At 31.4% G+C, this 23,215-nt stretch carries 18 protein-coding genes; 8 read left to right on the top strand and 10 right to left on the bottom strand.

The features are described 5' to 3' along the window. Positions 1-12: 12 nt before the first annotated feature. From WHD08_RS02150 to dnaB, 3 genes are all read right to left on the bottom strand, one after another. Positions 13-1,197 (bottom strand): asparagine synthetase B, encoded by a 1,185-nt coding sequence (locus WHD08_RS02150; RefSeq protein WP_208889401.1) that lies wholly within the window; start codon positions 1,195-1,197, stop codon positions 13-15. A 76-nt stretch (positions 1,198-1,273) separates the two neighbouring features. Continuing rightward, positions 1,274-1,399 carry a hypothetical protein gene (locus WHD08_RS02145; RefSeq protein ID WP_261973193.1) on the bottom strand — a complete coding sequence of 42 codons (126 nt, stop codon included), beginning with the start codon at positions 1,397-1,399 and terminating at the stop codon, positions 1,274-1,276. A 106-nt stretch (positions 1,400-1,505) separates the two neighbouring features. Continuing rightward, positions 1,506-3,023, bottom strand: a complete 1,518-nt coding sequence (dnaB, locus tag WHD08_RS02140; protein ID WP_165731166.1) for a replicative DNA helicase — start codon at positions 3,021-3,023, stop codon at positions 1,506-1,508. A 215-nt stretch (positions 3,024-3,238) separates the two neighbouring features. On the opposite strand from dnaB, the gene WHD08_RS02135 reads away from it, so the two are divergent. The 3 genes from WHD08_RS02135 to WHD08_RS02125 all read left to right on the top strand — a co-directional run bounded on the left by WHD08_RS02135 (position 3,239) and on the right by WHD08_RS02125 (position 8,676). Further along, the gene (locus WHD08_RS02135) at positions 3,239-4,324 is read left to right on the top strand and encodes a DUF3810 domain-containing protein (RefSeq protein ID WP_208889402.1); all 1,086 of its coding nucleotides are present in this window, start codon (positions 3,239-3,241) and stop codon (positions 4,322-4,324) included. Between the two features lie 86 nt (positions 4,325-4,410). Then, the gene (locus WHD08_RS02130; protein WP_208889403.1) at positions 4,411-7,368 is read left to right on the top strand and encodes an amidohydrolase family protein; all 2,958 of its coding nucleotides are present in this window, start codon (positions 4,411-4,413) and stop codon (positions 7,366-7,368) included. Positions 7,369-7,380: 12 nt separating this feature from the next. Next, positions 7,381-8,676 (top strand): amidohydrolase family protein, encoded by a 1,296-nt coding sequence (locus WHD08_RS02125; protein WP_208889404.1) that lies wholly within the window; start codon positions 7,381-7,383, stop codon positions 8,674-8,676. 133 nt (positions 8,677-8,809) lie between these two features. Here the strand turns inward: WHD08_RS02125 and WHD08_RS02120 are convergent, their stop codons facing one another. From WHD08_RS02120 to WHD08_RS02100, 5 genes are all read right to left on the bottom strand, one after another. Next, a complete protein-coding gene (locus tag WHD08_RS02120) occupies positions 8,810-9,001 on the bottom strand; it encodes a cold-shock protein (protein WP_068448022.1) in 192 nt (63 codons plus the stop codon). Between the two features lie 154 nt (positions 9,002-9,155). Further along, positions 9,156-9,422, bottom strand: a complete 267-nt coding sequence (locus tag WHD08_RS02115) for a hypothetical protein (RefSeq protein WP_165731163.1) — start codon at positions 9,420-9,422, stop codon at positions 9,156-9,158. 187 nt (positions 9,423-9,609) lie between these two features. Beyond that, positions 9,610-11,145: an SDR family NAD(P)-dependent oxidoreductase gene (locus tag WHD08_RS02110; RefSeq protein WP_208889405.1), complete on the bottom strand. Its 1,536-nt coding sequence runs from the start codon at positions 11,143-11,145 to the stop codon at positions 9,610-9,612. A gap of 16 nt (positions 11,146-11,161) precedes the next feature. After that, positions 11,162-12,469 (bottom strand): DEAD/DEAH box helicase, encoded by a 1,308-nt coding sequence (locus tag WHD08_RS02105; protein ID WP_208889406.1) that lies wholly within the window; start codon positions 12,467-12,469, stop codon positions 11,162-11,164. A 194-nt stretch (positions 12,470-12,663) separates the two neighbouring features. Next, on the bottom strand, positions 12,664-14,004 hold the full coding sequence (locus tag WHD08_RS02100; protein WP_208889407.1) for a DEAD/DEAH box helicase: 1,341 nt from the start codon (positions 14,002-14,004) through the stop codon (positions 12,664-12,666). Between the two features lie 174 nt (positions 14,005-14,178). Here WHD08_RS02100 and WHD08_RS02095 point away from each other — a divergent pair, with 174 nt between their 5' ends. From WHD08_RS02095 to WHD08_RS02075, 5 genes are all read left to right on the top strand, one after another. Then, positions 14,179-14,748, top strand: a complete 570-nt coding sequence (locus WHD08_RS02095; RefSeq protein WP_208889408.1) for a Crp/Fnr family transcriptional regulator — start codon at positions 14,179-14,181, stop codon at positions 14,746-14,748. Positions 14,749-14,912: 164 nt separating this feature from the next. Continuing rightward, on the top strand, positions 14,913-15,653 hold the full coding sequence (locus WHD08_RS02090; protein WP_208889409.1) for an acyl-CoA desaturase: 741 nt from the start codon (positions 14,913-14,915) through the stop codon (positions 15,651-15,653). A 125-nt stretch (positions 15,654-15,778) separates the two neighbouring features. Further along, entirely contained in the window at positions 15,779-16,897 is a 1,119-nt protein-coding gene (locus WHD08_RS02085) for a tetratricopeptide repeat protein (protein WP_208889410.1), read from the top strand. A gap of 193 nt (positions 16,898-17,090) precedes the next feature. Beyond that, entirely contained in the window at positions 17,091-18,104 is a 1,014-nt protein-coding gene (gene meaB, locus WHD08_RS02080) for a methylmalonyl Co-A mutase-associated GTPase MeaB (RefSeq protein WP_208889411.1), read from the top strand. A 29-nt stretch (positions 18,105-18,133) separates the two neighbouring features. Further along, positions 18,134-18,886, top strand: a complete 753-nt coding sequence (locus tag WHD08_RS02075; RefSeq protein ID WP_208889412.1) for an acyl-[acyl-carrier-protein] thioesterase — start codon at positions 18,134-18,136, stop codon at positions 18,884-18,886. Between the two features lie 398 nt (positions 18,887-19,284). On the opposite strand, the gene scpA is transcribed toward WHD08_RS02075, so the two are convergent. After that, positions 19,285-21,417, bottom strand: a complete 2,133-nt coding sequence (scpA, locus tag WHD08_RS02070; protein ID WP_208889413.1) for a methylmalonyl-CoA mutase — start codon at positions 21,415-21,417, stop codon at positions 19,285-19,287. Next, the gene (locus tag WHD08_RS02065) at positions 21,414-23,213 is read right to left on the bottom strand and encodes a methylmalonyl-CoA mutase family protein (protein WP_208889414.1); all 1,800 of its coding nucleotides are present in this window, start codon (positions 23,211-23,213) and stop codon (positions 21,414-21,416) included. The genes scpA and WHD08_RS02065 overlap by 4 nt, the downstream gene beginning before the upstream one ends. Between the last annotated feature and the right edge of the window lie 2 nt (positions 23,214-23,215).

Raw genomic sequence — 23,215 nt, 5'->3', positions numbered from 1 at the left:
AATGATAAAAATCTATGTTTTTTGTTTCTTTTTCTTTGCTGCAGGAAACAACACATTATTTAAAATTAAGCGATAACCTGGTGAAGTTGGGTGTAAATCTAATTCCGTTTTTGGATCGTTTACTCTATGTGAATAATCTTCTGGATCATGACCACCATAAAAAGTAAACATTCCTTTTCCTTTGGTTCCATGAATATAACGAGCCTCTCTATTGGTTTTATTTTCACCTAAAACCAAAACATTAGATTTAACTGTATTTCTATTAAACGCTGTAGTTTGCCCCATAAACCCTTTTACTAAAACAGTATGATTTTGCGTTAACATGGTTGGCACTGGATCCCATTTTGCAGAAAATTCACCTAAAGAAAAATAATCTGAAGTTTTAGGAATTTTACGTTTATCAGTCATGTCTATATTAGAAAACTCGTACGTACTTGGATTTTTTACCAATTGAAAATTCTTAAAAGCAAAGGTTTTATTATAATTTATTTTCGATTGATAATTTAAGTCAGAAGCATCACCATCAAACATTGCCTCAGCAATATCTACTCCTTCTGCGGATAAAGCAATATCAAAACTATCGGTTGCAGAACACATGGCGAACATAAAACCACCACCAATTACATAATCTCTTATTTTTTTTGCAACAGCTAATTTCTCTTCAGAAACTTTAGAAAACCCTAATACTAAAGCTTTTTTTTCTGAGTTTTTCTTAGCTTCTAAATACCAAGGAGCTGTTCTAAAAGAACCGTAAAACTTACCATATTGCCCCGTAAAATCTTCGTGATGTAAATGCAACCACTCATATAAAAGTAGCTTATCTTCTAAAACTTCTTTGTCATAAATAACATCAAACGGAATTTCAGCATACGTTAAAACCATAGTTACCGCATCATCCCAAGGCATTTTATCTTTAGGAGAATATACTGCTATTTTGGGTGCTTTTTCTAAAGTTACTGCATCTTGATTCGATGAAGGAGAAGAAATTTCTTCTAAAATTAATTGTGCTTTTGCATCTGAAATTATTTGGTAAGAAACTCCACGTATTTTACATTCATTTTCTGCTATTTTATTGTTTTCTATTAAAAAAGCACCTCCATCATAATTTAATAACCATTTCGATTTTAAGCCTGCCTCTAATGAAAAATAGACAATTCCGTATGCTTTTAAATGGTTTTTTTGATTATCATGACTCATTGGTACGTATATAAAAGAGGCCCAAATTGAGTTTGAGAGTAAGAGAAATATTAAGATTGTTAGGTTTTTTTTCATATTACCAATTTGCACTTTCTTTTTCAAAATCTTCTTGTGTAGAAAAATTTCCATTTAAATAATCTCTATTAGCTTCTTCTGCTCTAGAAAAAAGTTCTTGTTTGGTGAAAATTTTATAAGTACACATATTAAAGCTTCTTCATATCTAAAAACTAAAATACACAATTACTTTAAAGCAATTGTGTATTTCTATAATTTTATAAATTCTTTACTATTTAAATGTCGATTATCGACTAAAAAGGAACATCATCAGCACCTCCAAAAGCATCTTTCGGGTCTACTCCACCTTGTCCTGCAAAAGGATCTTCAGGGAAGTCTGCATTCATAGATGATTGAAATTCTGAGCTGAACCCTTCTTCTAAATCTGAGAATTTTGCTAAGTGACCGGTAAATTTCAAACGAATATTTTCTAAACCACCATTTCTGTGTTTCGCAACGATAAACTCTCCTTGTCCCTCACATGGTGAATGATCATCATCATCCCATTCTGTCATTCCGTAGTATTCTGGACGGAAAATAAACGATACAATATCGGCATCCTGCTCAATTGCTCCAGATTCACGTAAATCAGAAAGTAAAGGCCTTTTAGATCCTCCACGCGTTTCTACCGCACGAGATAACTGAGAAAGAGCAATTACTGGCACTTCTAATTCTTTTGCTAAAGCTTTTAAGTTTCTAGAAATCATAGAGATTTCTTGTTCACGATTTCCATTCGATTTTCCACCAGCAGTCATTAATTGTAAATAATCAATTACAATAATTTTAACACCGTGTTGCGACACCAATCTTCGTGCTTTTGCACGTAAATCAAATACAGAAAGAGATGGTGTATCATCTATAAAAATAGGTGCATCAGACAAACGTTTTACTTTTACGTTTAACTGTTCCCATTCGTGTGGTTCTAAATTTCCTTTTCTTAATTTTTCTGATGTTAAACCCGTTTCCGAAGAAATCATACGCGTAATTAACTGTACAGAAGACATCTCTAATGAGAAAACAGCAACACCATGACCAAAATCAATCGCCATATTCTTCGCCATCGAAATTACAAATGCCGTTTTCCCCATACCAGGACGTGCAGCTATAATAACTAAATCGGATGGTTGCCAACCAGAAGTTAACGCATCTAATTTGGTAAAACCAGTTGCTAAACCAGACATTCCTTCTTGATTCCCAATTTCTTGAATCTTAGCTAAGGCTTGTTTTACTAAAGAGCCTGCATCTTCAGAACTCTTTTTTAAATTTCCTTGTGTAACTTCAAACAATTTTGCCTCTGCATCATCTAATAAGTCAAATACATCGGTACTTTCATCATACGCATTTTCTATAATTTCACTAGAAATTGAAATTAATCTACGTTGAATAAATTTTTGTAAAATAATTCTAGCATGGAACTCAATGTGTGCAGAAGATGCCACTTTTTGAGTTAAACGAATTAAAAAGAAATCTCCTCCAACAAATTCTAGTTTTCCATTCTTTTTTAACAAGTTAGATACAGTTAAAAGGTCAATGGGTTCAGAATTTTGAAATAATTCATAAATAGCCGCATACACTTCTTGATGTTTTTGATCATAAAAAGCATCTGAACTTAAAACGTCTATAACGTCATCAATTCCTTTTTTATCAATCATCATTGCACCCAACACAGCTTCTTCTAACTCCAGTGCCTGTGGAGGAATCTTGCCTTTCTCAAGACTAATTAATCTTGATTTATCTATCTTTTTTCCCGTTACAGGAGTCGTTTTTTCCATTGCTACAAAGGTACTTTTTTAGGTTGAAATTGGTTTGTTAAACTTTACTTTAATTTGTGAACATTTATTGTAAACAAAAATGTTATTATCTTGTTAATAACCAGCCAACTTCTAAAATGAAATGTTATTTTTACCAATAAATTTGGATTTTTAAAAACTATTATATCCTCTTATTTGAATATATATAAACGCTTATTTACACAAAAATAGTATCCTTGAAAATCAATAAAAAACATTTATTACTAACATTTTTACTTCCAGTACAAATAATATTAATTCAATTGGCTGCAGAAAATCCTGCGTTTATAGAGAAATATTATTCAAACGGAATCTACCCTCCTATTTCTTCTTTTTTAAGAATTATTTTAGGCTGGATTCCTTTTTCTGTTGGTGATATACTATTGGCGTTCGGACTCTTTATTTTTATTCGTTTTATATTTAGATTGATAAAAACACGTTTCAAGAATTTTATTCCAAAAATTGTTCATTTTACAGCCATTTTATCAGTCATTTATTTTTGCTTTTATCTCTTTTGGGGTTTAAATTATTACAGAGAGCCTTTGGCGAAAAACTTAAATTATCAACAAAAAGAATATACTACAGAGCAACTTCAAAAAGTAACAGCACATGTCATTGAAAAGCTAAATGAGTATCAATATAAAATCACTAAAAATGATACTTTAAAGGTAGAAAATCCGTATTCTCAAAAAGAGATGTATACAATGGCAATTTCTGGTTATGATAATTTATCTAAAGATTTTCCTCAGTTAAAATATCAATATAAATCTGTAAAAAGTTCTTTAATGAGTTTGCTGCAAACGTATAATAGAACTGCAGGATATCTAAATCCTTTAACAGGTGAAGCACAGGTAAACGACAAGCTTCCTAAAACAAGTTACCCAACTACAACGTGTCACGAAATGGCACATCAAATTGGTTTTGCTGCAGAAAACGAAGCTAATTTTGTTGGTTTTTTAGCAGCTAATTATAATGACGATCTTTATTTTAAATATGCAAGTTATCGAATGGCTTTGGGCTATTGTATTTCTGAATTAAGAAAACGTGACCAAAATTTATCCCAAGAACTTTGGAAAACAGTTCATAAAGGAATACTTAAAGATTTTAGTGCGAGTTATACCTTTTGGCAGCAATATAAAAATCCGTTTGAGCCAATTCTTAAAAAAGGATATAATGTCTATTTAAAAGCCAATAAACAAGATAAAGGTGTGCAATCTTATAATTATGTGGTGGATTTATTTATTAGTTATTTTGAGGTTTCTATACCTTCTTTAAACTCCTAAAACTTTGTTAAATTAACGTAATTTAACATTTTATAAAAAGGTTCTGTTTAATTTTAGGAAATTAATTCAAACAAATTCAAATTTTTATGAGAAAATTACTCTTATTTTTCTCCTTATTTGTGGCTTATTCGATGCAATCGCAAGAATATTTCCCTACAGATAGCGGAGTAAAAACAACTAAAAACACCACTTTTGCATTTACAAATGCAACTATTTATGTAACACATAAAAAGATTGTAAAAAAAGGAACTTTACTAATTAAAGACGGTAAAGTTGTTAGCATTGGTAAATCTGTTAAAATTCCTGATGGAACAAAAACCATGGATTTAGAAGGAAAAACAATCTACCCTTCATTTATTGATATTTATTCTGATTTTGGAATCGCAAAACCACAAGGTCAACCGAGATCTAGAAATAGAACAACACAATATGAACCAACACGAGAAGGTTATTATTGGAACGATCATATTAGACCTGAAAACAACCCTATTAATAGCTTTAAGTTTGATAACAAAAAAGCAAAGAGCTTAATTGATGCCGGTTTTGGAATTGTTAACACACATTCTAATGACGGAATTGTACAAGGAAACGGTTTATTAATAGCCTTAAACCCGAATACATCTGATGCTTATCGAATTTTAAACACAAGGTCTGCACAGTATTTATCTTTTCATAAAAGTGCAAAATCTACCCAAGCGTATCCTAGCTCTAGAATGGGGGCAATGGCTTTATTACGCCAAGTTTTTAATGATGCAGATTGGTATGCAAAAGGCAATATGAAAAATAAAGATTTGTCTTTAGAAGCCTTTAATAACAATAAAAATTTATTACAAATATTTGAAACTGCTACTGTTTTAGATGCATTAAGAGCAGATAAAGTTGGTGATGAATTTGGTGTGCAATACACTATTGTGGGAAGCGGAGAAGAATTTGAAAGAATTAATGATATAAAAGCAACAAATGCCAACTTTATAATTCCAATTAATTTTAGTGATGCTTATGACGTTTCAGATCCTTTATTGGCACAACACATTTCTTTAAAAGACATGCGTAAATGGAATCAATCGCCATCTAATTTAAGTGTACTTTCTAAAAACGATGTCAATTTTGCATTGACAACGCACACTTTAAAATCTGTAAATACGTTTCATAAAAACTTACAGAAAGCGATAAAATACGGTTTTGAGAAGGAGAAAGCCTTAGCTGCATTAACTACAATTCCTTCAACTATAATTGGAAACAATACAATTGGAAACTTAAATACAGGAAGCTACGCAAACTTTATTATTACTTCTGGTGATGTTTTTGAGGCTAAAACTACCATTTATGAAAACTGGGTTCAGGGAGCTAAAAATGTAGTTAATGATATGAATATTAAAGATATTACAGGTGATTATATGTTATCTGTAAATAACAAAAACTACGATTTATCAATTACAGGTAAAGGAGCTAAGCAAACAGGAACTATTAAAATTGATGATAAAAAAATTAAGTCAAAATTTTCATATAATGATGATTGGGTTTCTATCACATTAAACGATGACGAACATTTTACAAGAATGCTAGGTAAAATTGTAAATGCTTCTAACGTAATGCAAGGCGATGCTTTTGATACCGAAGGAAATAAAAGCTATTGGTCTGCCAGTAAAAAGATTCAAAAAGAGGAAGAATCAAAAAAGGAAAAAATCAAAGAAGAAAAAGCAATTACAGTAGTTCCAGTAAGTTACCCTAATATTGGATTCGGTAATTATACACAACCTAAAACAGAAACAATATTAGTTAAAAATGTTACTGTTTGGACAAGTGAAAAAGAAGGGGTTTTAGAAAACACAGATGTTCTTTTAAAAGACGGGAAAATAGAGAAGATTGGTTCTAATTTAAGTGCTAGAGGTGCTACAGAAATTGACGGAACAGGCAAGCATTTAACAGCTGGTATTGTAGATGAACATTCTCATATTGCTGCTTCTGCTGTGAATGAAGGTGCTCAAAACTCATCTGCAGAAGTTACTATGGAAGATGTAATTGATCCTAATGACATCAACATTTACAGAAATATTTCTGGAGGAACCACTACTTCTCAAATTTTACACGGTTCTGCAAACCCTATTGGTGGTCGTTCTGCAATTATCAAACTAAAATGGGGAGAAAATGCAGATGAGATGATTTATAAAAATTCTCCTAAATTTATAAAATTTGCTTTAGGTGAAAATGTAAAACAATCTCGTTATACAAACGGAACACGTTTTCCACAAACAAGAATGGGTGTAGAACAGGTTTTTACAGATTATTTTACAAGAGCGCATGAATATGATGCTATAAAGAAAAGTGGAAAACCGTATAGAATAGATACTGAAATGGAAACCTTGGTTGAAATTTTACACGGAGAACGTCATATTTCTTGTCACTCTTATGTACAATCTGAAATCAATATGTTAATGAATGTTGCCGATAAAATGGGCTTCAAAATAAATACATTTACACATATTTTAGAAGGTTATAAAGTTGCTGATAAAATGAAAGATCGCAATATTGGTGCTTCTACATTTTCAGATTGGTGGGCATATAAATACGAAGTAAATGACGCAATACCATACAATGCAGCAATTATGCACAATGAAGGTCTTACTGTTGCTATTAATTCTGATGACAGAGAAATGTCTAGAAGACTAAATCAAGAAGCAGCAAAAACAGTAAAGTACGGCGGAATGACAGAATTAGAAGCTTGGAATATGGTTACTATTAACCCTGCAAAATTATTACATATTAATGACCGTGTTGGTAGTATAAAAATAGGTAAAGATGCAGATGTTGTTTTATGGAGCCATCACCCAATGTCTATTTATGCTAAAGTTGAAAAAACAATTATAGAAGGAAAAGTGTTCTTTGATAGAAATGAAGACATCAAAAAACGTGAAGCTATTAAGCAAGAAAAAAGCAAATTAATCAATATGATGTTGCAGGAAAAAATGGGAGGAGCAAAAACTCAAATTCCAGCAAAAAGAAAAGATAGAAATTTTCACTGCGATACATTAGAAGAAATATAAAACTAAATAATAATGAAAAAAATAATATATAGTTTGCTATTTTTCTTCTTAGTAGGAAATAGCATCGCGCAACAAACGCCCGCAGACAAACAAACTACAGATTATTCTATAGAAGGTGCTACAGCACATTTAGGAAATGGAAAAATTATAGAAAATGCTTTAGTAATGTTTAGCAATGGAAAAATTGTATTTGTTGGAAATGCAAATGCAAAAATAGCTCGAAGAGGAACCATTATTAATGCCAAAGGAAAACATGTATATCCTGGTTTTATCGCTACAAATGCCTCTATAGGTTTGGTAGAAATAGATGCTGTAAAAGCAAGTGATGATGAAGATGAAATTGGAGCAAATAACCCACATATTAGAAGTTTGGTTGCTTATAATGCAGAAAGTAAAGTGGTAGAATCTATGCGCCCGAATGGAGTTTTAATGGCACAAATTACACCTAGAGGTGGTACTATTTCTGGAACTTCATCTGTGGTACAATTAGATGCTTGGAACTGGGAAGATGCTGCTATAAAAACAGACGATGCAATTCACATTAACTGGCCAAGTAGTTTTACGAGTGGAAGATGGTGGTTAGGAGAAGATCCTGCTTTAAAACCAGATAAAGAGTATCCTAAAAAAATAAACGATATTCAATCTTATTTTTCCAATGCTAAAACCTATTTAGCAGGTGATAAAAATAAAATGCATTTACCTTATGATGCTACAAAAGGTTTATTTGATGGAAGTAAGAAATTATTTATTCATGTAAATGGACAAAAAGAAATTACAGATGCTATTACTATTATTAAAGAATTAGGAATAGAAAACATTGTAATTGTTCATGGTGATGAAGCTGATAAAGTAGCAGATTTATTAGTTAAAAATAACATAGCAGTTGTTTTAGAAAGACCACATAGAAATCCAGAAAATGAGGACGATGCTTACGATTATACGTACACAATTGCAAAAGTTTTAACAGACAAAGGTGTTGTTGTTGCACTTGGTATGGAAGGTCAAATGGAAAGAATGAATACTAGAAATCTTCCATTTTACGCAGGTACTTTTGCTGCATTCGGGTTAGACAAAGAAGTAGCTTTGCAATTATTAACTTCTAATTCTGCTAAGATTTTAGGAATAGATGATATGGTTGGAACCTTAGAAGTTGGTAAAGATGCTACCTTGTTTGTCTCTGAAGGTGATGCTTTAGATATGAGAACTAATATTTTAACAGATGCTTTTATTCAAGGTAGAAAAATCAGTCTTGAAACACATCAAACAAAACTTTGGAAACGCTATTCTAATAAATACAAAACTAAATAACCAATAAAAAGGCTTGCAATTCGCGAGCCTTTTTTTATCCTTTTAAAACATTAAAATATTTAATTCTTAAAATAGTAACAAAAAAAGCCCATCAATTAATTGATGGGCTTTTATAAAACTTTAAGTATATTTCTTAGATAACTTTTACGTTAACCGCGTTTAAACCTTTGTTTCCTTCTTGTAAATCGAATTCAACTTCGTCACCTTCTCTAATTTCATCAATTAAACCAGAAACGTGTACAAAATGATCTTTGCTTACTCCTTCTTCAGTGATAAAACCAAAACCTTTTGTGTCGTTGAAAAACTTTACTGTACCTTTACTCATAATAATGTTGTTAAATTTATAATACTAATTATATTGCAAAGATGGTTCCATTTTTCTGATATACAACCTTATAATTGTTTTCTTTTCTCTTTTTTATTATTTTTTTTATTATTTGGAATGATACGCCTTTAAATACAGTCTTTAAAAACTAATATTACACTATTATCTTCTCAAAGTAAATCCCTAAAAAAGTATCTACCTTTTCCTTTAAAGCGTTTATAGAGTGCTTTTCTTTTCTGTAAATTGTTACATTTTCTGCTTCCCTATTTCTACTAAAACTTTCTTGTACTTCTACAATACGAACACCTTTAATGTTTTCAAGGAGATTTTTTAATCCTACGACTAATGATGTGTCGCTTAAATAAATTTTTAAAGTTTGTTCTCTTGGTGAGTTTCTAATTTCAGTTCTAAATGCTAACATAATTATAAGTTTTAAGTGGTTTATAAATAATGTTACAGAAAAGTAACTCTCCTAAGTTACTATTTTAGTTTCATATTTACAAAAAAACATCTATAATCAATAATAAAAAAAAAGGAATACTTATGATTTTAAACCATCAGCATTCCTTTTTAAATTTTATTTTACTTGTTACTTTATACTATAAATTCTACCAATCTATCGGAAAATAATCTTTCAAAAATTTACCAGACCAGTGTTTCCCTGTGTTAATTCCATCAATTAAAGGATCCATCACTCTTGCGGCACCATCTACAATATCTAAAGGTGGCTGAAAATCGTGAGTTTCTACTTTATGCTTAGACAATTCTGCAGGATCTTCATCTGTAACCCAACCAGTATCAACCGCATTCATATAAATACCTTTTTTAGCAAATGTAGATGCAGACGTATGCGTTAACATATTTAAGGCTGCTTTTGCCATATTTGTATGCGGATGTCTGTCTACCTTTTTAAATCGATGAAACTTCCCTTCCATGGCAGTTACATTGATAATATGTTTTTTACCTGTATTTTCTTTCATCATTAAATTAGACAAACGATTACATAACACAAACGGAGCAACAGCATTTACTAACTGTACTTCTACCATTTCTGTAGTTTCTATTTCGCCTAATTTTAAACGCCAACTGTTGGTTTTTCTTAAATCTACTTGTTGTAAATCTGCATCTAATTCTCCTTCCGGAAAAACTTCTGCCGTTTGTAACGAATTGTCAAAACTATACGGAATTTGAGATAATTCAGCCGAATTTCTTAAACCAATTCCTGGTTCTGGTCCGTGCCAAGTAACTGGCAAGACATTATTTTTATCCGTTTTAGCAGTAGACACACTTAAGTCTGCCAATTCTTCTAAACAACCTTCATGATCTTGTAATAACCTTTGTGCTAACTTTGGTAATTGATTTATCGGTTTCTTTTCGTTCTCCATTAAATGGAAATAAAAACCAGATGGTCTTCTTACTGTTTGCGCTGCATTGTTGATTAAAATATCTAATCGATCGTATTTTTGTTCTATATAATTACAGAAAATTTCTACACTTGGTATGTGTCGTAAATCTAAGCCATGAATGTGCAAACGATGACTCCAATCTTTATAATCTTCTTCTTTTGCAAAACGAATCGCAGAATCTGCAGGAAAACGAGTTGTTGCTACAACCGTTGCTCCAGAACGTAAACACATTAATGTAATGTGATATCCGATTTTTAAACGAGAACCTGTGATTACAGCTACTTGTCCTTTTAAATCTGTAGTTTGAAAACGTTTTGCATAATTTAAATCGCCACATTCTGTACACATCGTATCATAAAAATGATGCAACTTGGTAAAAACCGTTTTACATACATAACAATTTCTTGGCGATTCTAATTCTGGTGTATCTTCATTTAATTCTGCTGCTCCTAATAATTTAGGCGCCACAAATAAAGCTGCTTCTCTTGCTGAACGAATTCCGGTTGATTTTCTAGCGTGTTTATCGCTTTCAATCATTTTACGCTTTGCCGCTTTTTTTGCGTCTTTACGTCTGCGTTGAAATTCATCACGATTTGGACGAGACAATTCGCCAGCAACTTTAAAAAGTGCGACTCTTTGTTCTTCTGGCAATTCAAAAAGTTGATTCGTGTCCTCCAATAATTTTTGAAGTGTATTGATACACGAACTTACTTCTGTATTTAATTCTTTATTACTCATATTCTTACACTTCTACTTACACTTTGTAAATACGTACTTTTTTCTTTTTTAAACGAGAGTTGTTTAATTTCTCTATCAATTCTTCTGTTAATGTAGATGGAACTGCCACAAAAGCACAATCTTGTTTCAACTCAATTGCTCCTAATTGATCTTTACTTAATTTTCCTTGTTTTATAAACAAACCAGCAATATCTCCTTTAGAAACTTTGTCTTTTCTACCTCCAGAAATAAATAATGTTTCCCAAAAAACAGGACTTCTTTCTGCTTGTTTAGAAATGTTTTGTAAATCAGCATGCTTAATAAAGTCTGGTAAACGTTCGTCTTTCCATTTTAGAACAAAGGCAGTTCCTTCTGCAGAAACTCTTGCTGTACGTCCGTTTCTATGTGTAAATTCTTCTACGGCTTGCGGTAATTCATAATGAATTATAAAACTCATTTCTGGCACATCAATTCCTCTTGCTGCTAAATCTGTTGCAATTAATAATTGATTGGTTCCGTTTCTAAATTTTATTAAAGAACGTTCTCTATCCTTTTGCTCCATTCCACCACTAAAACAACCGTGTTTTATGTTCTTGCTTTCTAAAAATGTACTTACGTTATTTATAGAATCTTTTAAATTACAAAAAACAATCCCTTGCTTATTTCCTAAATGATTTAGTAAATGTAATAAGGTATTTAGTTTATTTTTAGCCGGAGAAACTACTGTTCTTATTTCTAATTTAGAAGTTACTGCTTTTAAATAATTAACGGTATTTGGTTTACTTAAACCTACAAATTCAGGAATTTCAACTCCTTGTGTTGCAGAAGTTAATATGCGTTTATTTAATGATAATTGATTGATGATATTACGCATTTCATATTCAAAACCAACCTCTAAAGACTTATCAAATTCATCTAAAATTAAAGTTTTAATGTGGTCTTTAGAAAAACGATCGTTTGCAAAATGATCTGAAATTCTACCAGGTGTTCCTATTAAAATTGCAGGAATATGTTTTAATTCTATCTTATCTTTAGACATCGGTCTACCACCGTAAACTGCATTTACTTTAAAACCAGAACCCATAGAACGAATTACTTGCTCTATTTGAATTGCTAACTCTCTAGAAGGCACTAAAATCAATGCTTGTACTTCTTCTAAACTTGGATCTAAAAGTTCTAATAAAGGCAAAGAAAAAGCCAATGTTTTACCTGTTCCTGTTGGCGAAAGTAAGATTACATTGTCGTTTTTATTAATGGTGGCAATCGCTTCTTTTTGCATTTGATTTAACTCTTCAATCTGCAATTTTGATAATATATCTTGTTGACTTTTAATGTTATTTGCCATACTTATTTCTTTTTTTAGTAAATGGTATCATTTACTTTTTTATTGATGTCTGGTTGAATAAAATTAAGGCGAACTTAAATATTTATAACGACCATTGACAGTTTATATAACTTACTGTTTAGAAAAATTACCACATAGATACATAGCTCATATAGCTTATGTTTTCTATGTTCCTCTGTGGTAAATAATATTGTTTATTTCTTTTTCTTCTTTTTAATTACCTCTGGTTTTGTCTTTGCACTAGCTGTTTGTGCTAAATAATTAGACAAAACTTTATCTACCAATTCTTCTTTGGTTAAATGATGAAATATCGTTTTAATCTCTGCTTTTAAATCTTCTGAAATAGCACGATTTGGTTTTGCTTTAAACACTTTTTTAGCCCAAAGAATGGTATTGTTATCTTCAATACTTTGTGCATCTGCTTTTTTATATTCTTTAAAAACCAACCCTAAATCTTCTTCAAATTCAGGAATTTCTTCTAATTCTTCTGGTTGTATCACACTTAAAGAAAGCCCCGTTGCTCCTGCCCTAGCCGTTCTACCGCTTCTATGCACATACGTTTCATATTTATCTGGTAAATGGTAATTTACTACGTAAGAAATTTCTTTTACATCAATACCACGAGCAGCTAAATCTGTAGCCACCAAAATATCGATATTTCCTTCTCTAAATTGTCCCATTACTCGATCACGAATCCCTTGAGTTAAACTACCGTGTAAAGCACCTGATGAAAATTTATTAATCGCTAAATTTTTAGCTAATTTATTAACGGCAGCTTTGGTTTTACAGAAAATAATTCCGCGTTCTCCTTCTTTAGTCGATAAAAAGTGCATTAAAACATTCAATTTTTCTATCGGTTCTACCACCACATATTGATGATCGATGCCTTTATGTCCAACAGAATCCATATCCGTTTCTATATGTTCTACGTGTTTAGACATATAGTTTTGTATCAATTGCTTGATTGTTCCAGGCATTGTTGCTGTAAACAACAATGTTCTTCTAACATTCGGAATTTCTTTTATAATAGCATCTACTTCTTCCTTTAAAGCGCTTACCATTTCATCTGCTTCATCTAAAACAAAGTAATTGATTTTTGTAATATCAATCGCTTCACGTTTCATTAAATCTACCAATCTACCTGGAGTTGCAATTACAATACTAGGCTTCTTTTTAATCGCTTCAATCTGCGGTTTTATTGGGATTCCTCCACAAATAGAAACAATTTTCTCCTTTTGTTCATCCGAAGAAAAAGAAAGTAAATTGTCATATATCTGATGACCTAATTCTCTTGTAGGAGCTAAAATTAAAACTTGAATATGTGTTTCATCAGCTTTAATTTTTTGCAATAAAGGCAAACCAAAAGCAGCTGTTTTTCCCGTTCCTGTTTTTGCTAAAACCACCATATCTTTCTTTTTATGCAAGATAAAAGGAATGGTTTTTTCTTGAACCGCAGTAGGAACTGTAATTTCTAATTTTGCTAAACGTGCTTCTAATTCTTTATGAATTCCTAAAGATGAAAAAGTTTTTGACATTAAATATATTTTTTGCAAAGGTAGCAATATCGTTCTTGTTAATTAAAGAAATTATGGCTCTTGAATTTAAAATATTTTAATTGAAAATAAAATGATCAGAATACTCAAAAATAAGCTTAAAAGCGGCTTTTTGAATCCGTATATTTGCAACTCTATTTTAGTATAAATATTCATTTGAAACAGATAAAAGCATACTTACAGCAAATAGCCAACATATCTCAAGAAGATTGGGACTTTTTTACGTCTAAATTGCAGCCTCGTGTTATTAAAAAGAAAGCTGTTTTCTTAAAATTAAACGAAATTGAAAACCATATTTCATTTATAGAATCTGGTGTGGTACGCTTGTATATCCCTAAAGAAAATCCTGAAAAAGAAATTACTTTTGGATTTAGTTTTAAAGACCAATTTATTAGTGCTTATGATTCTTTTTTAACCAGAAAACCTTCTGCTTATGAACTACAAGCACTCACAGAAACTACCATATTAAGTGTTTCTTACACCGATTTACAAGAAATTTATAAAAAAACCCAAATTGGTAATTTAATAGGAAGATTAACCGCAGAACGACTGTTTTTAATCAAATCTAGCAGAGAACAAAATCTATTAAACCTAACTGCAGAAGAACGTTATCTTAAATTATTTAAAGACCGTCCAGAAATTTTAAAAGAAATCCCTTTAAAATATGTCAGTTCTTATATTGGTGTTACCGCACAGGCTTTAAGCCGAATTAGAAAACGTATTTAATCATATCAATACATTTTATAACACTTTTTAAGGTATCCTTTTTATTACAAAAATTAGTATTGGTTCTTGGTTCTTAAAGCCCAACGCTCTTTTTTATTTTTTTATTGATTTAGGTTCATTGTTTCACCTAAAACAGCAAACTATCTTTGTCAAAATTTTTAAATATGGCAGTAGTTATTTTTATTATAGTGCTTTGGTATGGAGGTTTGTTTTTTCAATCTTTCTTTTTACATCGTTATGCAGCACATCAAGTATTTACCATGTCTAAAACCATGGAAAAAATCACTTTTATTTTAACTTGGGTTTTTCAAGGATCTAGTTATTTAAGTGCTTACGGATACGGAATTATGCACAGAATGCATCATGCATATACAGACACAGAAAAAGATCCACATTCACCTTCTTACGATGCAAATATGTTTGCAATGATGTGGAAAACGAAAACTATTTATCAAGATATTAATGAGCAACGCATTGCTATTGATGATCGTTTTACTAAAAATGTACCACAATGGAAATCTTTTGATACTTTTGCTGGTTCTCGTTTTTCTCGTTTACTTTGGATTACCTTTTACATTCTATTCTTTGTCTTTTTTGTAACCGCTTGGTGGCAATGGTTGTTATTACCTATCGCTTTTTTAATGGCGCCAATTCACGGTGTGATTATTAACTGGTTCGGACACATTTACGGCTATGTAAACTTCAAAATGAAGAACACAAGTAAGAACCTTTTTCACTTCGATTTCCTTATGATGGGCGAAGGTTATCACAACAATCACCACAAACATGCTAGTAGTCCAAATTTTGGAGTTAAATGGCACGAAATAGATATGACTTATGTAATTATTAAGGTTTTAGACTTTTTTGGACTTATAAAATTGAAGTCTATAAACGTTAAGAATTAATTTGAATAAAAATGAATTTCTCCCATCTGTAATTCCTCATTTATTTTGAATAGAATATTTTATTGAGTAATGGCAAAGTAGCTTTTAAAACAATATTTATCTGTATTTTTGAGAAAAACAAGAATATGAATAAAATGATAGTTAGGTTTTTATTATTTTTAATCCCTTTGTTGGGGTATTCTCAAAGAGCAAAATTGTATAAAGATTTACCTATTAAATCTTATTACAAAAATGGAAATATCAGAGTAGTTAGAAATTTTAATTCCGGCAAACTTTTAGGGTATAAAACCTTTTACAGAAGCGGAGCTATACAATCTAATTATGTATTTAATTCAAAAGGACATCATGATAGTATTGCCAATTTCTACTACCCAAACGGTAAAGTTAAAACAGTCTGGAAGTATAAAAATAACATCGTTAAAAAACGTATAGATTATACGTTAAAAGGAGAAGTCATTAAGGGGAAAAAAGATTATAAAAGATTAAGAGAATGCAATGATTATTTATCACATTATAGAAATAATTTAAAATACACATTCTTAAGGGCTAAATTAAATTCAAACCTTGGTTTTTATGACGAAGCTTTAGAAGATTTTAATTTTATTCTATCAAAGTTAAGTCCAAGTCAAATAAAAAGATCTGCACAAAGAAGCATATACCACAGTATGGCTATAGATTACACTTATACAGAAGATTATGAAAAAGCTTTAATGTATGGTTTTAAAGCTTTGGCTATCCAAAACGATAATCAAGCAGTATTAAATAATTTAGGTTGGTTATTATTAAGAATTAAAGACTACGATTTAGCACTTACATTCTTAGATAAATGTCATGAAATTAACCCCAAAAATTATTATGCTTTTTTTAATAAAGCAAAAATATATTTAGAAAAAGGGAACTACCAGAAAGCTTTAGGTTTTATTGAAAAAACCATACTTGATGAAAGAAGTCATAAATTAAGTAGAAAAAACATTTCAGAAGAAAAAACTATTTGGGCCACAAGAGGCGAAATATATTATAGGTTAGGAAGGTTAGAAGAAGGAATTATAGATTTACAAAAAGCTTTAGAAGAAAACCCTGCAAATTCATATGCCTATAGATGTTTAGCTTTAATTTACATAGATAATAATCAGTTAAACAAAGCTTATATTACTTTATTGAAAGCTGAAGAATATAAATATGACAAAATTTATGAGACCAATGAAGTAAAAGAGCTACTTAGTAGGTATTATACCTCTAAATAATATTAGCAGAAAAAGGAAACAATAAAACAAAAATATTTAGCATCAATATCATGGTCGATTTTTAAAGATCATTCACCTATAATTTCTATAAAAATCATTTAAAAACACCCTTTAATAAGTGGTGTTTTTTTCATTTTTAGTATCTTTGTTAGACACTGAACTCAAGCTATAAACCTACCTTTCTATCTCTAAAATGAAAAACTACAAGCCAAAAAAAAGACTACCTGCACAAGCTTATATAGATGGTATTTTAAAAGGTGATAGAGTAATTCTGTCTAGGGCAATTACTATTATTGAAAGTAATTTAGAAAGCGACAAAAGTTTAGCAAAGGAAATAGTTCAAGAGATATTACCAAGTTCAGGGAAATCCATACGAATTGGTATTACAGGAGTTCCTGGCGTTGGTAAAAGTACTTTTATTGAAGTCTTTGGGTTGCATTTGGTGAAATTAGGACATAAAGTTGCCATTTTATCTATAGATCCAAGTAGTCAGCGCTCTCGCGGAAGTATTTTAGGTGATAAAACGAGGATGGATGAATTATCAGTTTTGCAAGAAGCCTATATTAGACCTTCCGCATCTGGCGACACTTTAGGTGGTGTTTCTAATAAAACTGGAGAAACCATGTTACTTTGTGAAGCAGCAGGTTACGATGTTATTTTAATCGAAACCGTTGGTGTTGGTCAGTCTGAAACTGCGGTACACGGAATGACAGATTTCTTTTTATTGTTGATGTTGGCTGGTGCTGGTGATGAATTGCAAGGAATAAAAAAAGGAATTATGGAAATGGCAGATATGGTTGTTATTAATAAGGCCGATGGTGATAATATTACCATGAGTAAACTAGCTAAAAGACAATACCAAAACGCACTACATATTTTTCCGGCTTCAGAGTCTGGTTGGACTCCTGTTGCAAGTACTGCTTCAGCCATAAAAAACATTGGAATTGATAAAGTTTGGGATGAAATTTTAAACTTTAAAAAATTAGTTGATGAGAATGGATTTTTCTTAAAAAACAGAAACCATCAACAAATAAAATGGATGTATAACAATATTAATGAAGAATTGAAACACTTGTTTTATGGTTCAAAAAATATTAAAAGAGAACTTTCAGAATTAGAAAAAGATATTGTCACAGCTAAAATTTCGCCTGTAAAAGCAGCCCAACAAATTATAGATGAATTCAAAAATTCTTTTAAATTGAATTAATAATTCATGAACCTTAAAAATTGTATAAAATGATATTTGATAATTATTTTGACAGACAATTTGAATTGAGGTATTTTGAAATGAATAATAAAGGATTAGCAAGGCCAACAACTATTTTGGCTTTGTTAGAAGAAACTGCTGCAGAGCATTCTCATTCCATAGGACATAGTTTATTTGATCTCTTAGAAAAAAATGTAGGTTGGGTATTAGTTTCTGGTGTTTTACAAATGAATCGTTATCCTAACTATAGAGAAAAAATAACCATTAGAACTTGGCTCTCCCACTACTCTTTTATCAAAGGTTATAGAGAAAATATTATTTACGATGAAAACAATAATATTATAGGAAGTGCAAAAGGTTTATGGGTTTTCTTTGACATCGATAAAAGAAAACCAATTCCTATTTTTAATGAAATTAAAGAAAAATGGTCTTTACTTAATAAGCACGCTATCAATCGTAATATCAAGCAAAAGATAATTGCTGTAGAATCACCTCATCATACAAAACAATTTAGAGTCAATCGTTATGATACAGATTCCAACAAACACGTAAATAATATTCGATATTTACAATGGGTTATTGAATCGATTCCGGAAGAAGTTACAGATAATTACTTTTTACATGAAATTGATGGTCGTTTTATTGCTGAAGCAAAGTTTGGAGACACCATTCTATCTTTAACGCAAGGACTTGAAACAAAAAATTCTTTTGCACATACTATAAAAATTAAAGGAAGCGATACCATTTGTGCTACTGCAAAGACACTTTGGAAGCCGTATTAACAATTATTAGGTACAATTTTGTCTTTTAGGCGATAGGAGAAATCACATAAAATTACTCAGTATTTGAGACCTCTTGTTATGCGACTTCTCATTGTATTAGAAGTGCCAAGTACATGGAGTTTTAGTTATTCATCAAAAGGAAACACTTTTTTTATGTAAACATTTTATCTAACATTCAACTCTATTAAACAGTTTTGTCGAAGACTAACTTAAAATTACTGAATGTCCTTCGACAAGCTCAGGAAGACATTTAAATTTTCAATTGTTTTTAGCGACATAATAATATTAAATTGGTATAACATAAATACTTCTTTTACGTTTTAACTGAAGTAATATAAAAAAACAAAAAAGCCCAAATAACTAAATGTTTGGGCTTTTCAATATAAATAATTTAAACCTTATTCTTGTTCTAAATATTTTTCCATAATCGTAATAGCAGATTCAGAAATTACAGTACCAGGACCAAAAATAGCGACTACTTTTCTTTCTAATAGATAATCATAATCTTGTGCAGGAATTACACCTCCTGCAAAAACCATAATATCTGGTCTTCCTAATTTTTCTAATTCGCCAATTAATTGCGGAATTAACGTTTTATGACCAGCCGCTAAACTAGACGCTCCTACAAAATGTACATCGTTTTCAATAGCTTGTTTTGCTACTTCTTCTGGAGTTTGAAATAAAGATCCCATATCTACATCAAAACCTAAATCGGCAAAACTAGAAGCAACTACTTTTGCTCCTCTATCATGCCCATCTTGACCCATTTTTGCAATCATAACTCTTGGTCTACGGCCTTCAATTTCTGCAAACTTATCCGTTAATTTTTGCGCTTTCGCAAACGTACTATCGTTATTTACTTCTTTTCCGTACACTCCACTTATCAATTTAGTATCTGCTTTATGTCTTCCAAAATGAACTTCTAAAGCATCAGATATTTCACCTAATGTAGCAAAATTTTCGGCAGCAATAACTGCTAGTTCTAATAAATTTCCTTTTCCGTTTCCGGCACAATCTTCTAACGCTTTTAAATTAGCTTTAACCAATTCAGAATTACGTTCAGCTTTCATTTTATTTAATCGTGCAATTTGAGAATCTCTTACAACCGTATTATCAACATCTAAAATTTCTATGTTTGTTTTTTCTTTTGTTTGAAATTTATTCACTCCAACTAAAATATCCTGACCAGAATCTAAACGAGCTTGTTTACGAGCAGAAGCTTCTTCGATTCGTAATTTTGGAACTCCGGTTTCAATAGCCTTTGCCATACCACCGAGCTCTTCAACTTCTTCAATCAATTTCCAAGCTTTCTTCGCAATTTCTTGAGTTAAATACTCCACATAATAAGAACCCGCCCAAGGATCTACAGATTTAGTCATTTGGGTTTCGTCTTGAATAAAAATTTGCGTGTTACGTGCAATTCTTGCAGAGAAATCTGTTGGTAAAGCAATTGCTTCATCTAATGCATTGGTGTGTAAAGACTGTGTTCCTCCTAACGTTGCCGCCATTGCTTCAATACAAGTACGAGACACATTATTAAAAGGATCCTGCTCACTTAAACTCCAACCAGAAGTCTGACTATGCGTACGCAATGCCATCGATTTTGGATTTTTAGGATTGAATTGTTTTATAATTTTTGCCCAAAGCATACGTGCAGCACGCATTTTAGCAATTTCCATAAAATGATTCATTCCTACCGCCCAGAAAAATGATAAACGAGGCGCAAATTCATCAATTTTTAAACCAGATTTTAATCCGGTTCTAATGTATTCCATTCCGTCTGCTAAAGTATACGCCAATTCAATATCTGCTGTTGCACCTGCTTCTTGCATGTGGTAACCAGAAATAGAAATAGAGTTAAACTTCGGCATATTTTTAGTGGTGTAATCAAAAATATCACCAATAATTTTCATAGAAGGTAATGGTGGATAAATGTATGTATTACGCACCATAAATTCTTTTAAAATATCATTCTGAATCGTTCCAGCAAGTTTATCTAAAGAAACACCTTGTTTTTTTGCGGCTGCAATGTAAAAGGCCATAATTGGTAAAACGGCACCATTCATTGTCATAGAAACTGACATTTTATCTAACGGAATTTGATCGAACAAAATTTCCATATCTAAAATAGAATCTATGGCAACACCGGCTTTACCAACATCTCCCGTTACACGCGGATGATCTGAATCGTAACCACGGTGTGTAGCCAAATCAAAAGCAACGGAAAGTCCTTTTTGACCTGCTGCTAAATTTCTTCTGTAAAAAGCGTTTGACTCTTCCGCAGTAGAAAAACCTGCGTATTGACGAATCGTCCAAGGACGCATGGCATACATGGCACTATATGGACCTCTTAAAAAAGGAGGCACACCAGCAGCAAAACCTAAATGTTCTGCCTCTGCAATATCTTCTTTTGTAAATTGTTTTTTTACAGGAATTCCTTCAGGAGTATTCCAAACATCTTTATTCTCTGAAGCTGCCACTGTTTGTTTAACAGCTGAATTTATTTTTATATCTGAAAAATCTGGTTTCATACTTCTAAAGATTTAAAGGTTTTTTGAACTTTTTTCTGAATATTAGAAAGCACAACAAGAACATCTGTTCTCATATTTACAACACCATCTAAACCAGCAGCTGTTAATTCATCCATGTTTTTTGGAGCACCAGCTAATAGTAAGACTTTGTCTGTATCAATTGCTCTAAATGTTTTTACAAAATCGACAGCGGTTGCATTGTAATCTTCATCTGAACTACAAATAACAACTACATTTGAATTTGATTTCGCGCTTTCTGTAGCGGCAACTTCTGCATTTGCAAAACTTTCTTCTTGATGTACATCAAAACCACTTACTCCTATAAAATCATACGCAAAAGCAGCTCTTGCTTTACGCATCGTTAAGTTTCCGTAACTTGCGAGTTGTACAATTGGTCGCACATTAGTACTTGCCACTAACTCTTCTGTAACCCTACGCATTGCTTCAATTTCTAAAGAAGCTCTTCTTGGAATTAGCACCTTAGGATCATCTGTAATTCCTGAAGAAAGAACGTTTACAGGAACTTTTTCCATTAGGTTCGGGTATTTATTAATCCCAACCATAGGGGTTCTACGCTGACTAATTAGTTTTAATTTTTTAAGTCGAATTTCAGCAATTTGCTGTTGAATAATTTCATTTTCAAAATTGATATAAAAACCACCGTCTGCTTCAATCGCTTTAAAAAGTTCTAAAGCTTTTTCTGCAATTTTAGAACTTACCTCTTCAATATAATAAGAACCATCTACAGGGTTTGAAACTTTACCAAAGTAAGATTCTTCTTTTAAAATTGTTGTTATGTTTCCGGCTATTCTGCTTGAAAAATCAGAAGCACTTTTAAATTCTTTATCATATGCATCTATTAAAACACCGTCAACATTACCTAAAATTGCAGCCATTGCTTCTGTTGTACAACGTAACAAATTAGTTTCTGCATCGGTAATTGACTTACTCCAAATAGATGTTTTAGCTGTAATTGTATTCGAAAAATCAGCAAGCTGATATTTGGCAGCAACCTCAGCTAATAAGTTATTGAAAGCTCTAAATTTACCAATCTCTACAAAATACTCTAAACCAATGGCTAGATTGAAGTTTAGATTATTAAAAATATCTTGAACTAAAATTCCTTTTTCTTTCAGTTTTTCTGTTAAGAAAACTAGAGAACTTAATGTATATGCAATTTCTTGAACTTGATTTGCTCCAGAATCTAAATACTCTGTTCCAGAAATAGAAACTGCTTTAAAATTTGGAAAATCACTTGTCAATTTCACCAACTCTGCAGTAACATCAACTAGACTTTCGTTAAAAACACCCGTTGTTACATAATCCGAAATTAAGTTTGTATCGATATAGCCTTTTAAGTTTTTACCTTTTGCAAATGCAACTAATTCCTTTGTAAAAGGGATGGCATTATTAAATAATTTAAAGGAAACAGTAATTTCATTTAAGTCTATTCCATTTAAAAGCTCTTCAACGGGTACATTTGTTATCATTTGAAAAATAATACCATTTATACCTTCTTTAATTGCTTTTAATGCTAAAGCATTACCAGATTTCCCACAGCAAGCAGTAACACTTCTATAGTTTACTAATGCTTGTGAATTCTGTCCTGTATTCTTTAGCTGTGTTATTGAGTTTTCAATATTATAACAAGGCTGAAAATTGATACCAGTTAGGTTTTTCCATACTAGTTTTCTATCAAAATCAGCACCTTTTAAATCTGCGGTCACTCTTTCCATCCACTGTTCAGTAGAAACTGAAGGAAAATCTGAAAACAATGTTTTATTTTTCTCGCTCATTA

Origin of the sequence: Polaribacter sejongensis (assembly GCF_038024065.1) — a bacterium.
Lineage (GTDB): Bacteria > Bacteroidota > Bacteroidia > Flavobacteriales > Flavobacteriaceae > Polaribacter > Polaribacter sejongensis.
The sequence above is the reverse complement of the archived record's forward strand: the minus strand, read 5'-3'. Positions and strand labels throughout refer to the sequence as shown.

What these genes read in the sequence shown, in the direction of transcription:
- WHD08_RS02110 (WP_208889405.1), bottom strand. Translation starts at nt 11,145, where the DNA reads ATGAGTAATAAAGAATTAAATACAGAAGTAAGTTCGTGTATCAATACA.
- meaB (WP_208889411.1), top strand. Translation starts at nt 17,091, where the DNA reads ATGAAAAACTACAAGCCAAAAAAAAGACTACCTGCACAAGCTTATATA.
- WHD08_RS02130 (WP_208889403.1), top strand. Translation starts at nt 4,411, where the DNA reads ATGAGAAAATTACTCTTATTTTTCTCCTTATTTGTGGCTTATTCGATG.
- WHD08_RS02115 (WP_165731163.1), bottom strand. Translation starts at nt 9,422, where the DNA reads ATGTTAGCATTTAGAACTGAAATTAGAAACTCACCAAGAGAACAAACT.
- WHD08_RS02085 (WP_208889410.1), top strand. Translation starts at nt 15,779, where the DNA reads ATGAATAAAATGATAGTTAGGTTTTTATTATTTTTAATCCCTTTGTTG.
- WHD08_RS02105 (WP_208889406.1), bottom strand. Translation starts at nt 12,469, where the DNA reads ATGGCAAATAACATTAAAAGTCAACAAGATATATTATCAAAATTGCAG.
- WHD08_RS02150 (WP_208889401.1), bottom strand. Translation starts at nt 1,197, where the DNA reads ATGAGTCATGATAATCAAAAAAACCATTTAAAAGCATACGGAATTGTC.
- WHD08_RS02120 (WP_068448022.1), bottom strand. Translation starts at nt 9,001, where the DNA reads ATGAGTAAAGGTACAGTAAAGTTTTTCAACGACACAAAAGGTTTTGGT.
- WHD08_RS02100 (WP_208889407.1), bottom strand. Translation starts at nt 14,004, where the DNA reads ATGTCAAAAACTTTTTCATCTTTAGGAATTCATAAAGAATTAGAAGCA.
- WHD08_RS02075 (WP_208889412.1), top strand. Translation starts at nt 18,134, where the DNA reads ATGATATTTGATAATTATTTTGACAGACAATTTGAATTGAGGTATTTT.
- dnaB (WP_165731166.1), bottom strand. Translation starts at nt 3,023, where the DNA reads ATGGAAAAAACGACTCCTGTAACGGGAAAAAAGATAGATAAATCAAGA.
- WHD08_RS02090 (WP_208889409.1), top strand. Translation starts at nt 14,913, where the DNA reads ATGGCAGTAGTTATTTTTATTATAGTGCTTTGGTATGGAGGTTTGTTT.
- WHD08_RS02145 (WP_261973193.1), bottom strand. Translation starts at nt 1,399, where the DNA reads ATGTGTACTTATAAAATTTTCACCAAACAAGAACTTTTTTCTAGAGCA.
- scpA (WP_208889413.1), bottom strand. Translation starts at nt 21,417, where the DNA reads ATGAAACCAGATTTTTCAGATATAAAAATAAATTCAGCTGTTAAACAA.
- WHD08_RS02065 (WP_208889414.1), bottom strand. Translation starts at nt 23,213, where the DNA reads ATGAGCGAGAAAAATAAAACATTGTTTTCAGATTTTCCTTCAGTTTCT.
- WHD08_RS02125 (WP_208889404.1), top strand. Translation starts at nt 7,381, where the DNA reads ATGAAAAAAATAATATATAGTTTGCTATTTTTCTTCTTAGTAGGAAAT.